This window comes from Myxococcales bacterium (assembly GCA_016712525.1).
GTDB lineage: Bacteria > Myxococcota_A > Polyangia > Polyangiales > Polyangiaceae > JAAFHV01.
On record JADJQX010000007.1, the window covers coordinates 2644296 to 2658824 of the forward strand.

Below are 14529 nucleotides of genomic sequence, written 5' to 3' on the forward strand. Positions count from 1 at the left end.
GCCCTTGAAGCGCCTCCCTCCCATTCCCTACGAGACCTTCGTCCTCCCGAACGGGCTGCGCACCGTCGTCGTGCCGCAGCCCACGCTCCACCGCGCGCACGTCGGGGTGTACGTCCGTGTCGGCTCGCGCTTCGAAACGCCGGAGACGAACGGGCTCTCGCACTTCCTCGAGCACATGCTCTACCGCGGCACCTCGCGCCTCCGGAGCGCGAACGCGGTGAACCACGCGTTCGAGTCTCTCGGCGGGTACCTCTACGCCGCCACCCACTCCGACTTCGGCGTCTTCTCGGTCACGCTCCCCGAAGAGAGCCTCGAGGCCGCGAGCGCCCTCTTCGCCGAGGTCCTCACCGACCCGGGCTTCTTCGACATCGACATCGAGAAGGGCATCGTCGCCGAAGAGATCCTCGAGGACCTCGACGACGAGGGCCGCCAGGTCGACGCCGACAACCTGTGCCGCGAGCTCCTCTTCCCGAACCACCCCCTCGGGTACACCATCACGGGCGACGAGCCCCGCGTCCGCTCGTTCGACGAGCGTATGCTCCGCGCGCATCACACACGTCACTACACCGCCGAGAACTGCGTGTTGGTGCTCTCGGGCAAGGTCACGGCCGAGGCCGCGCGCAAGCTCGCCGAGGCGCATTTCACCGGGATCCCGCGCGGCCCGCGCATCGTCGCCGAGCCCTTCACGGGCACGCAGAAGAAGCCGCGCATCAAGCTCGTCGAGAACGTGACGAGCCAGACGGAGCTCCGGCTCTCGCTCCGCGCCTTCTCCGAGGCGAGCCCCGAGCGGCCGACGATCGACATGCTCATGCGCATCCTCGACGACGGCATGTCCACGCGCGTCTACCACCGCATCTGCGACTCCCAAGGCCTCTGCTACGACGTAGGCGCGGCGTTCGACGGCTACGAAGATCAGGGCGTCATCGATTTCTCCGCCGGCACGCAGCACTCCCGCACGACCAAGGTCGCCCGCGAGATGCTCGATCTCGTGCGCGAGCTCGCCGCCTCCGGCCCCACCGAGGCCGAGCTCGACAAGGCCCGAAAGCGCAACGCGTGGGACATCGAGGCCATGCTCGACTCCCCCGAGGATCTCGGCAGCTTCTATGGCGGCGGGTATTTGTTCGAGCGCTTCGAGACGGTCGAAGAGCGCCTCGAGAAGAACGCGGCCGTCACCCGCGAGGCCATCCGTGACCTCGTCGCCGAGCTCGCGAAGCCGGCGCGCCTCAACGTGCTCGCCGTAGGCATGCTCGAGGACGGCGAAGGAAAGAAGCTCTCCGAGCTCGTCAAGTCGTACCGCTGACGCGTCGCCGGGGTCGGCGCGCCCTCACGGTCACGCCGGCGCGAAGAACTCGACGAGCAGCCTCGCGAGCGCCGCGGGCTCGGTCCAGTGGAGCATGTGCCCCGCGTTCGGCAGGCTCTCCTTACTCACGTCGGCGAACGACGCCACACGCTCGGCCTCGTCGGGAGGTTGGTACCCCGAGGGCCCGCCGTCGACCACCAGCACCGGGCACGCCACGCGCTTCGCGAATTCCTTGTAGGTTGCAACGAAGAACGGCGAGGGCGACAAGGTGCGATGGAGCGGGTCGAAGAGCCACTCGTACGTGCCGTCGGGCTGGACCCCGAGGAGGTCGTCGAGGCGCTGCCGGAGCACCTCGACGGGCACTTGGCCGTGGTTCTGGGCAAGCCTCCGGAGCGCGTCCTCCGGGGAGCGCACGGGCTTCTTCTCTTTGGTCGCGAGGGCGCGAACATCCTCGATCCACTTGCGCATCCGAATGGGCGCGACGCCAGGCGGGTTGTCGATGGGGCCCGTGCCCTCGAGCAGGGCGAGCCGCGTGACACGCTCGGGGAAGGCCCCGGCGTACATGGTCGCCACGGTGCCGCCCATGGAGTGCCCCACGAGGAAAAACGGCTCGTTCGGCACGAGCACGTCGACGATCTCGGCGAGGTCGTGCACGTAGTCGGGGAAGTGGTAGTACGCGCCGGCGGGCACGCGCGGGCCCTCGCCGAAGCCGCGTTGGTGCGGGGCGAGCACCCGGAGCCCCGCGTGGAGGAGCGCCGGCACCACGTCCGCGAAGGTGCCCGGCGCATCCATGTAGCCGTGCAGCAGCACGACCGTGGCGCGTGCGGGGGAGTGCGCGGGCTCCCACACGATCACCGGATGGTCTTGCCCATTTGCGCGCACGTGTTGCGTCTCTCTCGCCATGAGGCCGTGACGTTAGCGCGTTCCCGGCCTCGATTTCCCGAGGTATTCGCCACGCTTGGGCATTTCTCGCGCGCCACGTTCGGGCTACCGTGAAGACCCCATGGCCCACACGGTTACGCTCATCCCGGGGGACGGCATCGGTCCCGAAGTGTCGGACGCCACGCGCGTCGTGCTCGAAGCCACCGGCGTGAAGATCGACTGGGAGGTCCACAACGCGGGCGCCGCCGTCGCCGAGGTGCGGGGCACCACCCTTCCCCCCGAGGTGATCGAGTCCGTGAAGCGCAACAAGGTGGGTCTCAAGGGGCCCATCGGCACGCCCATCGGCAAGGGCTTCCGCTCGGTCAACGTCACGCTCCGCCAAGAGCTCGACCTCTACGCGAACGTGCGCCCCATCCGCAGCCTCCCGGGCCTCGAGCCTCGCTTCGAGGGCACCGACATCGTCATCGTCCGAGAGAACACGGAGGACCTCTACGCGGGCCTCGAGCTCATGATCATGCCGGGCGTCGCCCAGAGCATCAAGCTCATCACCGAGCGGAGCTGCACGCGCATCTGCGAGTACGCCTTCGACTACGCGACGCGCATGAACCGCAAGCGCGTCACCGTGGTGCACAAGGCCAACATCATGAAGCTCTCCGACGGGCTCCTCCTCGAGAGCTTCCGAAAGGTCGCCACCCGCTACCCGCAGCTCGAGCCCGCCGAGGTCATCGTCGACGCGTGCGCCATGAACATGGTGCGCAACGCGAACAAGCTCGACGTGATCGTCACCGAGAACCTCTACGGCGACATCTTGAGCGATCTCGGCGCGGGCCTCGTGGGCGGGCTCGGCATCGTCCCCGGCAGCAATATCGGCAAAGATTACGCGGTGTTCGAAGCCGTGCACGGCACCGCCCCCGACATCGCCGGCAAGGGCATGGCGAACCCGACGGCCCTCGTCCAGTCGGCGATCATGATGCTCTTCCACATGGGGAGATGAACGCCGGCGAGAAGCTCGAGAAGGCCTTGGTCGACCACTTCCGCGAGCCGAGCTTGCGCACCCCGGACCTCGGTGGCACGGCGACCACGATGCAGTTCGCCGACGCCCTCGCGAACCGCGTCGCCACGGCCTGACCGGCACGACGCGCCCCGACTCGAGCGCCCTCGAGGTGCGCCCTTCTCACGGCCGCTCGTGCGTGTTCTTGCTACGCTCTCGTCATGGTCGGTCGCGCGCGTCCCGGGCTCGTGGTCATGCTCTCGTTCGTCGCGGCGTGTGCGTCGTCGAGCGAGCCACCGCCTCTCCCGGCCTCGCCCACGGGCCCTTCACCTTCCCCCACGTCGTCGCCCTCGGCCCCGAGCGTGGACGCGAGCGCCCTCCCCTCGAGCGACGCCGGCACCGACGCCGCGCGCCCTCCCCCGCCTACGCCGAGCGGGTGCATCACGGACGTGTCCGCCAAGGACCACGTCTTCACGTGCGAGGGCCTCCGGGTCGACGCCACGGTCCCTGACGCGTGCCTCGCCCCGGGCTGCGGGCTCATCCTGCAAATCCACGGCGACACGGGCACCGGCAAGCTCATCGACCAGAACACGAACCTTCACGCGCTCGGAAAACAGAAGGGTTACGTGGTGATATCGCCCACGGGCCCCGCGTTCGGGGGCGGGCAGCCCGGCTCCACGTGGACCCGCGCGGAGGACGCGAAGCTCGTCGCGATCACGCGGCTCTTCGCCCAGGTCTTCCGCGTCGACGACAAACGCATCCACGCGACGGGCTTCTCGCGCGGAGGCTTCGTCACCTGGAGGCTCGTGTGCGACGCGCCGGACCTCTTCGCGTCGTTCGCGCCCGCGGCGGCAGGCAACGGCAACGGCGAGACCACCTGTTTTTCGCAAGGCCGCTCCCCGTCGCGCAAGGCCGACGTGCTCTTCCTCGTGGGCCGCACCGACGTGCCCGTCCCCTTTTCGACCATGACCTCGATCCGAGACGCGCTCGTCACCGACTACGGCCTGCCCGCGCCGAAGACCGTCTCATCGAATGCACAATACACCCATCGCCGCTGGACCAAGCCGAGCGGGCCGACCCTCGAGGTCTTCGAGCACGCCTACGAGACCGAGCCCACGGGCCCCTTCGGGAGCTCGCGCGGGCACTGCTTCCCGGGCAGCACCATGCCGCCGTTTTCGCCGCAGTACGCCGTGCCTTGCAAGGGACCGAACGCCTTCACATGGGGCGAAGAGGTCATGAAATTCTTCGAGGCCCACCCGAAGCGGTGAGACCGTGAGGCTCCCCGGACGCGCGCTCGCCGCCCTCGCGCTCGCGCACCTCGCCGCGTGCGCGACCACCTGCGGAGACGGGACGACGAAGGAGAAACGTGCACAGCTCACGCACCTCGACGAGGGGCGCGCCGTCGTGCTCGAGAACGGCGCGGGCACGGACGCGAGCTCGACCCCCGCCCCGCTCGTCGTGGCGCTCCACGGGCGCGGCGACACCCCCGAGAGCTTCTCCGACACGTTCCACGCCTACCCCACGCGCGCGACGTTCGTCTTCCTTCGAGGCCCACGGTCGTATGGCGAGGGCGCCTCGTGGTTCGAGATCCACCCGAAGATGACCGAGGCCGAGCTCGCGCGCGAGGTGTCGGACGCACGAGAGGCCGTCCACGCGCGCATCGCGGCCATCGCGCGGGGCAGGCGGTACGCCGTCGTCGGGTTCTCCCAGGGAGGCTTCCTCGCGTTCGCGCTCGCGGCGCGCTACCCGAGCGAGATCGCGTGCGCGCTCCCCATCGCCGGCACGCTGCCCGAGCCGCTCCATCCACGGCCGGGCGCGAAGCTCCCCGACGTCTTTGCGTTCCACGGCGAACGCGACACCAAGGTCCCCCTCGAGGGCGCTCGCGCGACCGTCGCCGCCTTCACCGCAGCAGGCGGGCGGGCCGAGCTCGTCACCTACCCGACCCTCGGCCACACGACCGACGCCGAGGAGCGCCGGGCCCTCGGGGCGAAGCTCGACTCCTGCCTCGAAGGCCTCGCGAAACCCGCCGAGAGCGCGCTACCCTCTCCGCCATGAAGCGCCTCTTGCTCGCCGCCTCGCTCGTCCTCTCGGTCTCCACGGGCTGCCGAACGCAGGCCCCCGGAGAGGGCGACGAGGCCCCCGTGAAGAAGGCGCCTCGCCCCGAGTCGCGCACGCTGACCGTCGAGGGGACCGAGATCTTCGAGACCTTCACGAACGACGCCCCGGACGACGCCCCCATCGTGGTCGCCATTCACGGCCGCGGCGACACCCCGGCGGCATTCAGTGCACTCTACAAGCGTTACGGCGGAAAGGTGCGCGTGCTCTCGCCACGCGCGTACGACCCGTTCGGCGACGGCTTCTCGTGGTTCTCCCTCCGCGAAGGTCTCACGGACGCCGAATTCGGCGACAACGTCCGCGCCGCGATGACGAAGCTCCACGCCTCGGTGGCGAAGGTCGTCGCCGGGAAAAAGTACGTAGTTACGGGCTTTTCCCAGGGTGCGATCCTCTCCTACGCCTTCGCCGCGCAGTACCCGAACGAGCTCCGGTGCGCCCTCCCGGTCGCAGGCTCGCTCCCCGGCCCCCTCCTTCCGAAGCCCAAAGAGAAGGCCGCCAAGACCCGCGCCTTCCACGGAGAAGCCGACGACGTCATCGCCTCGAAGTGGGGCAAGGCCACGGTCGACACCTTCGCCCGCGAAGGCGGCGACGCGACCCTCAAGACGTACCCGGGCCTCGGCCATAGGTTCAACCCCGAGCTCATGACCGACTACTTCGCCGCCCTCGACGAGTGCGTGGGGAAGTAAGGGCTCTTACCGGGTCCGCGTAGGCCCGGTGCTCTCCCGGGAGGGGTGCCGTGTGCCGCACGCCTCGCGCGCCGCGTTTCGAAACGCGCGTCGGCCCGCGCCGCGAGGGCCGGGCCGACGTTCATGTTCGGTCGATGGACCTACTTCTTCTTCGCCGGAGCCGGAGCGGCGGGCTTCGTCGTGGCGCCGCCGACGGCCTCGCACGCCGGCTTGTGCTCCTCGTCCTTGCAGAGCTTGTCGAGGATCTGCTTGCCGCGGGCCGCGTCCTTCTTCACGCCGTCGCCCTTCATGAGCGCGATGCCGGCGCGGGTCATGGCGTCGTCGTCCTTCGACTTGAGGAGGAGCTCGACGGCCTTGGCCTTGTCGGCCGGGCCGCCCTTGCCGTCCCAGTAGGAGCGACCGAGGAAGTGGCAGGCGTCGCCGCTACCGGACTTGTCGCACCGCTCGGTGAGCAGCGCGCGCCCCTTCGCATCGTTGTCCTCGGCGAGCACGCGGCCGAGCACCACGCACGCGCGCGGGCCCTTGGCCGAGGTCGACTTGCACACCTTCTCGAGGTAGCCGCGACCACGCACCTTCGCGTTGGGGATATCGGTGTTGGGGCGCTCCGGCTTGTCGTCGTCGTCGTACAAGCCGAGGAGGTGCAGGCCGAGATCGTCGCAGGCCGTCATGTCGCCTTGGGCGCAGAAGGCCGACAGGAGCTTGTCTCCGTTGGCGGGCAGCTTCGGGATGCCGTTCGAGCCCTCGAAGAGGTACTCGGCCATCTCGCGGCACGCCCAGCTCCGGCCGAGGCGGCAGGAGCGGCCGAGCAGCGCGAAGCCCGCCACGGGGTCCTTCTTCACGCCCTCCGCGCCCGTGATGAGCCGGTCGCCCTTCGTGTAGCAGGCCTCCGAGTTGCCGCCGTCGCACGCCTTGGTGTACGCCGCGTCGGCCGCCGCAGGGTCGGCCGGGAAGGTGCCCGTCTTCGTGGCGCGCGCGTCACCGTACTGGTTGCACGCCTCCATGACGTTCGCGTCGCACGCCTTCTTCCAAAGCTCGACGGCGCGGGTCTCGTCCTTGACGTTCTGCGCGTTCGACACGTCCTTGCCGTAGTTCGCGAAGGCGAGCGTCGCGAGGTTGTGGCAGCTCCCCATGTGGCCGGCGGTGCACTGCGCCTCGCAATCGGCGACGTCCTTCGGGGCGCAGAGGTGCGCGACCGCAGCGCCCTCGACCTTCTTCGCGCACTTGCCGCCCACGAGCCCGTACCCCTCGGGGCACGGGTCGTCGATCACGAGCGCGTCCCCCTTGTCGGGCTTCGTCTCGGGCTTCGCGGGCGCGCCCTTCGCGGGGTGCTTCGGGTCGGGCGCCTTGTCGTCACCCTTCTTGGTCGCGACCTTCTCGGTCACGGGCACGAGCTCGAACCGGATGGCCGAACGGCACTCGCCCGGGGGCTGCTCTGCGCCCGGCTTCGACTCTTCGCAAGCCTTCGGATTTCCGTCCTTTTTCGCGTTTTGTTTGACGCTCCCGGACGAGCCCGAGCCGCTCGAGCCGAACACGTCGGCCGCGGCCGCGACCCGCCCTTTGGTCGACGTCTGCACGGCGAACGCGCCGACCGAGGCCGCACGCACGTAGTGGGTCACCTCGCCGCACTGGCTCCCCTCGAGGGCGCCCTTGCTCACGAGCGCGGGCGTCGTGCGCTTGCCGACGAGCACGTACGCGACGTCGAGCGCGGCCGCGCGGTTCGCTTCCACGGTGCCCTTGGCGACGGGCGAGAACGCGAGGTTCGCCTTGATCTCGTCTTGACTGTCGAGGTGGATGACCTCTTCTTTTCGGCTCACGCCCGCGAACTTGTAGTCGCCCGCGAGGCGGCAATCCTTGACGAGGCGCACGGCCTTGCAATCGTAGTGGACGAGCGCCACGCCGCTGTCCATCGCGGCCTCGAAGTCGACGCGGGACGACGCCGAGAGATCGACCACGAGCGGCTCGGCGTACGAGCCGGGGCGGCACGAGAGGGGCGTATCCGCGGTGTCGGACTGGATGGCGTTCGCGGCCGACGGCGTCTGGGGCCGCACGGCCTCGCCGACGGCGCCGGGCCCGCATGCCGTGGAGGCCAACGCGAGGAGTGGAACGGACAGAGCGAAGGAGGACGTACGGAGGACACTTTTCATGAGTGTCGCCGAAGGTACCGGGCGAAAAGCGCCAGCTTCCAGCCTATTCGTCGCCGCGCCGTCGGGTTCGTCGCGCATTGGGCGCGAGGGTCCCACCTCGGCCTACAGCCCCGTCAGTAGCGCTCTTTCGGCTCGATGGGCGAGAGCACCTCGACCTTCGGCAGCACCTCTTTGATGAAGCGGTCACGCACGGCTTTGGCGCGCGCGTCCTCGCCTCGCGACGGGGCGGCCATGCCGACGATGAGGCACGTGGTCTTGCCCCAGACCGGGTAGGCCGCGTACGCCCCGGCGTAGCTGTCGCGCGCGAGGATCGTGGCCGTCTTGGCGAAGACCGACTCGATCTCGACGATGCGCGGCGCCTCCGTGTCGTTCGCCGACGGGCGCCACGCCACGGCTTCGGGCGGGCTGCGCTCGAGCTCGACCTCGAACGTCTCGAGCCAGGGCGCGGCCCACGCCTCGAACGACTTCGTGCACGCGCCGGGCACGGTGTTGTCCTCGACGTGCGTCGTGAACGCGCCGACCACGGCGTGGTGTTGTTTGCCGTAGCGGAACCCGACGAGGCTCGGCACCCCCCAGAACTTCACGCGCACCCACGTCTTCGCGTCGGGCAGGGGCACACGCAACGACGACTGACGATCTTTCCACGGGGCGGTCACGTCGCTCGTCTTGAGCTGCTCGAGGGCCGCGGCGTGCTCGCTGCCGCCCGTGCCCCCTTTCGCTGCGCCCCCGTCGTCACGCGGAGGTGCGGCGGCGACGATCTGCGACTTCGGCGCCGGCGGCGGTCCACTGCAACCCGAGAGCGCGAGGGCCACGCCGCCGATCGCAACGCATGCGAGAGTGTCGTAGTTGCGTACGCGATCGCGCATCCTTTGCGTGAGACCCGGGGCGTTCGCTTTCATTGGCTTCAAGAAGCATGCATCCATGTCGCGTGCCTGTCATGCGGGGCGGCGTTGGCACCGAAAAAAGGTGCCGCGAGGCCCGTCGAAGGCGCGCGCGGGCGATGCACACCGGCCCGACATGCGGTATTCCGGAAGCCTCCCATGAGCGCACCTTCCGACACCCCGCCCACCAAGAACGCCCACCTCCTCGCATGGGTCAAAGAAATGGCCCAGCTCACGAAGCCCGACCACATCGTGTGGTGCGACGGCTCGGAGGAAGAGAAGGTGCGGTTCACCGAGCACGCCGTGAAAGCCGGCATCCTCGAGCCGCTGAACCACGAGAAGCTCCCCGGCTGCTACCTGCACCGCTCGAACCCGAACGACGTCGCACGTGTCGAGCACCTCACGTTCATCTGCACGCCCACCAAAGAAGAGGCCGGCCCCACCAACAACTGGATGGCGCCCGCCGAGGGCTACGAGAAGCTCGGCAAGCTCTTCGACGGCTCGATGAAGGGCCGCACGATGTACGTCATCCCGTACGTCATGGGCCCGATCGGCTCGCCCATGAGCAAGGTCGGCGTCGAGCTCACCGACAGCGTGTATGTTGCACTCAACATGCGCATCATGACGCGCATGGGCACGCAGGCGCTCACCATGCTGGGCGACTCGAACGACTTCAACCGCGGCCTCCACTGCACGCTCGACGTGAACCCCGAGCGCCGCTTCATCTGCCACTTCCCGCAGGACAACACGATCTGGAGCGTCGGCTCCGGGTACGGCGGCAACGTCCTCCTCGGCAAGAAGTGCCTCGCCCTCCGCATCGGCAGCTACCTCGGTCGCAAAGAGGGCTGGCTCGCGGAGCACATGCTCATCCTCGGCGTCGAGAGCCCCGAGGGCGAGATGACGTACGTCGCCGCCGCCTTCCCGAGCGCCTGCGGCAAGACGAACTTCGCCATGATGATCCCGCCCAAGCGCTTCAAGGGCTGGAAAATCTGGACGGTGGGCGACGACATCGCGTGGATGCGCGTCGGCGAGGACGGTCGCCTCTACGCCGTGAACCCCGAGGCCGGATACTTCGGCGTCGCGCCCGGCACGAGCCACGAGTCGAACCCGAACGCGCTCAAGTCGGTCTCGCGTGACACCATCTTCACGAACGTCGCGAAGACCCCCGACGGCGACGTCTGGTGGGAGGGCAAAGACGGCCCGATCCCGCCCGATCTCATCGACTGGAAGGGCAACCCGTGGACGTCCAAGTCCACCGAGAAGGCCGCGCACCCGAACTCGCGCTTCACCGCCCCGGCCACGAACAACCCCGCCCTGTCGAAGTTCTACGACGATCCCGCCGGCGTGCCGATCTCGGCCATCATCTTCGGCGGCCGCCGCGCCACCACCGTGCCGCTCGTCATGCAAGCCTTCAACTGGCTGAACGGCGTCTTCTTCGGCGCGACCATGGGCTCCGAGACGACGGCCGCGGCCACGGGCAAGGTCGGCGTCGTTCGCCGCGACCCGTTCGCGATGCTGCCCTTCTGCGGCTACAACATGGGCGAGTACTTCCAGCACTGGCTCTCGATGCAGTCGAGCATCACGAACCCGCCGAAGATCTTCATGGTCAACTGGTTCCGGAAGAGCAAAGACGGCAAGTTCCTCTGGCCGGGCTTCGGCGAGAACATGCGCGTCCTCAAGTGGATCGTCGACCGCGCGCGCCTCCGTGTCGGCGGCCAAGAGACCCTCTTCGGCTGGGTGCCCAAGGCGGGGGATCTCGATCTCTCGGGCCTCCACATCCCGAGCGAGCAGGTCGACGAGGCGACGAACATCGACCTCGCCGAGTGGAAGAGCGAGCTCACCTCGCTCGACGAGTTCTTCGGCACCATCGGCGACACGATGCCGAAGGCCCTGAAGCTCCACCGCGATCTCCTCCTCGCGCGCATCGAGGCGGTCGAGGCCGCCGGACGCTCGTGACACCCACGCGCGCACTTGGGGGAGGTCGCCTCGTCGCGGCCTCTCTCGGCGTCGCGCTCGCGCTCGCGGCCTGCGGCGGGGAGCCCCCTCCCCCCGCGGCCCCGAAGCCTCCCCCTCTCTCTCTCGTCGGCGCGCCCCTCCCGGACGCCGAGGCCTGCACCCAGCGGCGCGAGCACGAGAAGGCCTGCGCCGGCATCTCCAAGGAGAACGAGCCCATCCTCGACAAGGTGTGCTTGGGAGAGCGCGCCTGCCTCGAGGAGGTCTGGACGAAAGAGGCCGTCGACAAGTACATGCTCTGCCGCACGCGGGCCATGTGCGGCGCCGACTGCAAGCTCGAGGTCGCGAGGACGGTCGCCCCGAGCCGAGCCATCCAAGACGCGCGAGGCATGTGCGTCACCGCGTGCGCCGGCCAAGACGGCGAGACCCTCTGCGACTCGGTGCTCCGCCGCTTCACGCCGTGGAAGCTCGGCGAGCAGGCCGTCGTGGCCGCCTGCTTCGCTGGCACGAAAGACTGCTTCGGCGCGCTCGCGTGCGCCAAAAACGGCGGGGATCGTCCGATGGCGCAGATCGGCTCGTGCCTCGCGGCCCACGTCGTCGACGCCTGCACCACGGCCGGCACGGTGAGCTCGGCGCCCATGTGCGCCGAGGTCTCGGCCCTACTAAAACGCGAAAAACAGCAGTAGTTACGAGCTTTTACGTTCGCCACGAGCGGGAACGGGCGCTCCTTTGGCGAGGCCCGGGCCCGCGGCGAACGGAGGGGAGCTCGCGGCCCGCAGCTTCGACAGCGCCGCGCGCGCGTCGCGAACCGTCACGAGGCACGCGCTCTCGCGTGGTCCCCCCGCCTGCCCCTCTTCGGCGCGGTACGCCCGCACGAGCGCGATGGCCCGGCGCACCACGGCGAGGAGCCGCACCCTCTCCGCGTCGGCCGCGTCGCGCTCGAGAGACGAAGGGGGGGCATCGGCGTCGGCGAGAGACATCACGTCACAGCGTGCGCGAAATCGGGCCGCGCGACCAACTTCTCGCCGCGCCTACCCGAGCGCGCGGTCGATCGTGTTCTGCAGCTCGATGAGGTCGACCAGGTTCTCGACGTAGTCGAGCTCGGTCGTGTCGATCCGCACGACGGGAGAGAGCGTGTAGCTCTCGAACCACTCTTCGTAGAGCTTGTGGAGCCGCCGCAGGTACGCATCGGGGATCTCGGCCTCCATGGCGCGGCCTCGTGTGGCGATGCGCCGCTTGGTCGCCTTGAGAGAGCACGTGAGCGCCACGAGCAGATCGGGGGGACGGAGCGAGTCCCGGAGGCTCTCGTAGAGCGTGCGGTATACACCGAAGTCTCGATCATCCAGGATCTTCTGCCGGTGGAGGTTCTTCGCGAAGATCTCGGCGTCCTCGTAGATGGTGCGATCGATCACCACCGGACCGTGGGACGCGGCGCGATCGAGCTCTTGGTGGAGCTTCGTTTTGTGGGCCAAAAAGAAGAGCTGGCTCCGCAAGGCGTACGCCTTCATGTCGGCGTAGAAGTCGGCGAGGTAGGGGTTCTCGTCGTTCGGCTCGTAGAACGGACGGAACCCGTAGCGCTTCACGAGCCACGCCGTGAGCGACGTCTTTCCCGCGCCGATCGTCCCGGCCACGGCCACGTACTTTCGGCGAGGGCTCACCTTCGCCCCCGGCGCACGCACCTCGAGATCGTCGCAGCCATCCCGTGAGAATACGGGTAGCCTCGGCCCATGGTCGACAGCCAATCGGCGTGGCTCGTGAAGAGCGAGCCCTCGGTCTACGCGTGGGAGAAGCTCGTCGCCGACGGGCGCACGTTCTGGGACGGCGTTCGAAATTTCGAGGCGAGAAACAACCTCCGCGCCATGAAGAAGGGCGACCTTCTTCTCTATTATCACTCGAACGAAGGCAAAGAGATCGTCGGCCTCGCGCGGGTCGCCAAAGAAGCCTACCCCGACCCGACGACGGACGAAGACTGGAGCGTGGTCGACGTCGAGCCGGTGAAGAAGCTCGTGGCCCCGGTGACGCTCGCCACGCTGAAGGCGCACCCTGTCCTGAAAGACATGGCCGTCGTTCGCCGCTCGCGCATCAGCGTGACGAAGGTCACGGCCGAAGAGCTCCGCCTCGTGCTCGAGCTCGCGCGCACGCCTCTCCCGGCCAAGAAGCGCTGAGCCTGCCTCGCGGGCTTCGGCTCGGCGCCAAAAACACCAATCTTACCCGAGGTTTGCACAAGTTTACCGAGGCGCGGCACGGCGCTCGCGCGAAGGCATCGTAGCTTCGTAGAGCGCGCCAACCAGGCGACACGCCCGAGCCACCAAAGAGACGCCCCTCCATGTCCTTCGGCCGAATCGCCGTCTTCCTCTTCGTCATGACCGCGGTGCTCGGCGGCGGGCACTATTACCTCTACGTGCGCCTCGTCCGCGACACGGCGCTCTCCGTGCGGTGGGCCCGCGCGGGCAAGGCGTGGCTCGGAGGGATGCCCGTGCTGCTCGTCCTCGGGCTCGCGTTCGCGCGCGGCCCGCGGGCCTTCGTCGCGCCGCTGTCGTGGTTCGTCTACGTGTGGCTCGGCCTCTTCTTCTTCCTGGTCCTCTCCGTGCTCGCGACGGACGTGCTCCGCCTCGGCGTCCACCTCGCCGGCCACGCGGCGCCGTCTCTCCGCGACCCTTCGCGGCGACAGTTCGTGTCCCGTGTGCTCGGAGGCGCCGCGGCGTTCGCGGGAGTGGGGCTGTCGTCGAGCGGCCTCGCGAGCGTGCTCTCGGGCCACACGATCGAGCGTGTGCGGGTGCGCCTCTCCGGGCTCGGTCGCCCGGGGTACCGCATCGTGCAGCTCACCGACGTGCACGTCGGGCCCACGATCGATCGCGCGTTCGTCCGAAGGGTCGTGGACCAGGTGAACGCCCTCTCGCCGGACGCCGTGGTCATCACCGGAGATCTCGTCGACGGCAGCGTCGAGGAGCTCCGGGATCACGTGGCGCCCCTCGCCGATCTCCGCGCCAAAGACGGCGTCTTCTTCGTCACGGGCAACCACGAGTACTACTCCGGCGCCGACGCGTGGATTGCCCACCTCGGCACGCTCGGCGTACGCGTGCTCCGGAACGAGCACGTGGTCCTCGGAGGCGAAGGGGGCTTCGTGCTCGCCGGGGTCGACGACTTCGGCGCCCGCGCGTTCGGGAACGGGCACGGCCAAGACGTGCCGAAGGCCATCGCGGGGCACGATCCGAGCCTCCCTTTGGTGCTGCTCGCCCACCAGCCACGCACGGCCCTCGAGGCGGCTCGGCACGGCGTCTCGCTCGTGCTCTCCGGCCACACCCACGGCGGGCAGATGGTCCCCTGGAACCAGGCCGTCAAGCTGCAGCAACCCTTCGTCGCCGGGCTCTACCAGCACGAAAACACCCAGGTGTACGTGAGCCGCGGCACCGGCTACTGGGGCCCCCCGATGCGGGTCGGCGCCCCGGCCGAAATCACCCACATCGAGCTTTTGGCCTAAGCCACCCTCGAGGGGCGCTCGCCCACCTCGCCCACCCCCGCCCACTCTTCGGTCGGAAGTGCGCGACGCGATTGCCCTTTTGCCACGGGGCATTGT

The 14529-nt window shown here is 69.0% G+C and carries 13 protein-coding genes and 1 pseudogene; 9 read left to right on the forward strand and 5 right to left on the reverse strand.

Annotation, left to right across the window (positions count from 1 at the left end):
- Nucleotides 1–4: 4 nt before the first annotated feature.
- Nucleotides 5–1300, forward strand: coding sequence for an insulinase family protein (locus tag IPK71_28230; GenBank protein MBK8217633.1), 1296 nt, complete (start codon nucleotides 5–7; stop codon nucleotides 1298–1300).
- Nucleotides 1301–1330: 30 nt separating this feature from the next.
- Here the strand turns inward: IPK71_28230 and IPK71_28235 are convergent, their stop codons facing one another.
- The gene (locus IPK71_28235; GenBank protein MBK8217634.1) at nucleotides 1331–2203 is read right to left on the reverse strand and encodes an alpha/beta hydrolase; all 873 of its coding nucleotides are present in this window, start codon (nucleotides 2201–2203) and stop codon (nucleotides 1331–1333) included.
- Between the two features lie 100 nt (nucleotides 2204–2303).
- On the opposite strand from IPK71_28235, the pseudogene IPK71_28240 reads away from it, so the two are divergent.
- The 4 genes and pseudogenes from IPK71_28240 (at nucleotide 2304) to IPK71_28255 (ending at nucleotide 5974) form a co-directional block, all read left to right on the forward strand.
- Nucleotides 2304–3310, forward strand: a pseudogene (locus tag IPK71_28240) (isocitrate/isopropylmalate dehydrogenase family protein).
- Between the two features lie 84 nt (nucleotides 3311–3394).
- The gene (locus IPK71_28245) at nucleotides 3395–4441 is read left to right on the forward strand and encodes a hypothetical protein (GenBank protein MBK8217635.1); all 1047 of its coding nucleotides are present in this window, start codon (nucleotides 3395–3397) and stop codon (nucleotides 4439–4441) included.
- Nucleotides 4442–4445: 4 nt separating this feature from the next.
- Nucleotides 4446–5228 carry an alpha/beta fold hydrolase gene (locus tag IPK71_28250; GenBank protein ID MBK8217636.1) on the forward strand — a complete coding sequence of 261 codons (783 nt, stop codon included), beginning with the start codon at nucleotides 4446–4448 and terminating at the stop codon, nucleotides 5226–5228.
- Nucleotides 5225–5974: a dienelactone hydrolase family protein gene (locus IPK71_28255; GenBank protein ID MBK8217637.1), complete on the forward strand. Its 750-nt coding sequence runs from the start codon at nucleotides 5225–5227 to the stop codon at nucleotides 5972–5974. Before IPK71_28250 ends, IPK71_28255 begins: the two co-directional genes overlap by 4 nt.
- A gap of 140 nt (nucleotides 5975–6114) precedes the next feature.
- Here the strand turns inward: IPK71_28255 and IPK71_28260 are convergent, their stop codons facing one another.
- The gene (locus IPK71_28260; GenBank protein MBK8217638.1) at nucleotides 6115–8064 is read right to left on the reverse strand and encodes a sel1 repeat family protein; all 1950 of its coding nucleotides are present in this window, start codon (nucleotides 8062–8064) and stop codon (nucleotides 6115–6117) included.
- A gap of 167 nt (nucleotides 8065–8231) precedes the next feature.
- Nucleotides 8232–8984, reverse strand: coding sequence for a hypothetical protein (locus IPK71_28265; GenBank protein MBK8217639.1), 753 nt, complete (start codon nucleotides 8982–8984; stop codon nucleotides 8232–8234).
- 174 nt (nucleotides 8985–9158) lie between these two features.
- On the opposite strand from IPK71_28265, the gene IPK71_28270 reads away from it, so the two are divergent.
- Together IPK71_28270 and IPK71_28275 are read left to right on the forward strand one after the other, a co-directional pair.
- Nucleotides 9159–10955 carry a phosphoenolpyruvate carboxykinase (GTP) gene (locus IPK71_28270; protein MBK8217640.1) on the forward strand — a complete coding sequence of 599 codons (1797 nt, stop codon included), beginning with the start codon at nucleotides 9159–9161 and terminating at the stop codon, nucleotides 10953–10955.
- On the forward strand, nucleotides 10952–11638 hold the full coding sequence (locus IPK71_28275) for a hypothetical protein (GenBank protein MBK8217641.1): 687 nt from the start codon (nucleotides 10952–10954) through the stop codon (nucleotides 11636–11638). The genes IPK71_28270 and IPK71_28275 overlap by 4 nt, the downstream gene beginning before the upstream one ends.
- On the opposite strand, the gene IPK71_28280 is transcribed toward IPK71_28275, so the two are convergent.
- Both IPK71_28280 and IPK71_28285 read right to left on the reverse strand, forming a co-directional pair.
- On the reverse strand, nucleotides 11639–11932 hold the full coding sequence (locus IPK71_28280; GenBank protein MBK8217642.1) for a hypothetical protein: 294 nt from the start codon (nucleotides 11930–11932) through the stop codon (nucleotides 11639–11641).
- Nucleotides 11933–11983: 51 nt separating this feature from the next.
- Complete coding sequence (locus tag IPK71_28285) at nucleotides 11984–12610, reverse strand: deoxynucleoside kinase (GenBank protein ID MBK8217643.1); 627 nt, start codon at nucleotides 12608–12610, stop codon at nucleotides 11984–11986.
- 69 nt (nucleotides 12611–12679) lie between these two features.
- On the opposite strand from IPK71_28285, the gene IPK71_28290 reads away from it, so the two are divergent.
- Nucleotides 12680–13117, forward strand: a complete 438-nt coding sequence (locus IPK71_28290) for an EVE domain-containing protein (protein ID MBK8217644.1) — start codon at nucleotides 12680–12682, stop codon at nucleotides 13115–13117.
- A gap of 161 nt (nucleotides 13118–13278) precedes the next feature.
- Nucleotides 13279–14433, forward strand: a complete 1155-nt coding sequence (locus IPK71_28295) for a metallophosphoesterase (protein ID MBK8217645.1) — start codon at nucleotides 13279–13281, stop codon at nucleotides 14431–14433.
- Nucleotides 14434–14529: the final 96 nt, after the last annotated feature.

Bases quoted from the DNA above. Each gene is read 5' to 3' on its own strand.
- IPK71_28235 (MBK8217634.1), bottom strand. From the start codon at position 2,203: ATGGCGAGAGAGACGCAACACGTGCGCGCAAATGGGCAAGACCATCCG.
- IPK71_28245 (MBK8217635.1), top strand. From the start codon at position 3,395: ATGGTCGGTCGCGCGCGTCCCGGGCTCGTGGTCATGCTCTCGTTCGTC.
- IPK71_28255 (MBK8217637.1), top strand. From the start codon at position 5,225: ATGAAGCGCCTCTTGCTCGCCGCCTCGCTCGTCCTCTCGGTCTCCACG.
- IPK71_28265 (MBK8217639.1), bottom strand. From the start codon at position 8,984: ATGCGCGATCGCGTACGCAACTACGACACTCTCGCATGCGTTGCGATC.
- IPK71_28270 (MBK8217640.1), top strand. From the start codon at position 9,159: ATGAGCGCACCTTCCGACACCCCGCCCACCAAGAACGCCCACCTCCTC.
- IPK71_28280 (MBK8217642.1), bottom strand. From the start codon at position 11,932: ATGTCTCTCGCCGACGCCGATGCCCCCCCTTCGTCTCTCGAGCGCGAC.
- IPK71_28290 (MBK8217644.1), top strand. From the start codon at position 12,680: ATGGTCGACAGCCAATCGGCGTGGCTCGTGAAGAGCGAGCCCTCGGTC.
- IPK71_28295 (MBK8217645.1), top strand. From the start codon at position 13,279: ATGTCCTTCGGCCGAATCGCCGTCTTCCTCTTCGTCATGACCGCGGTG.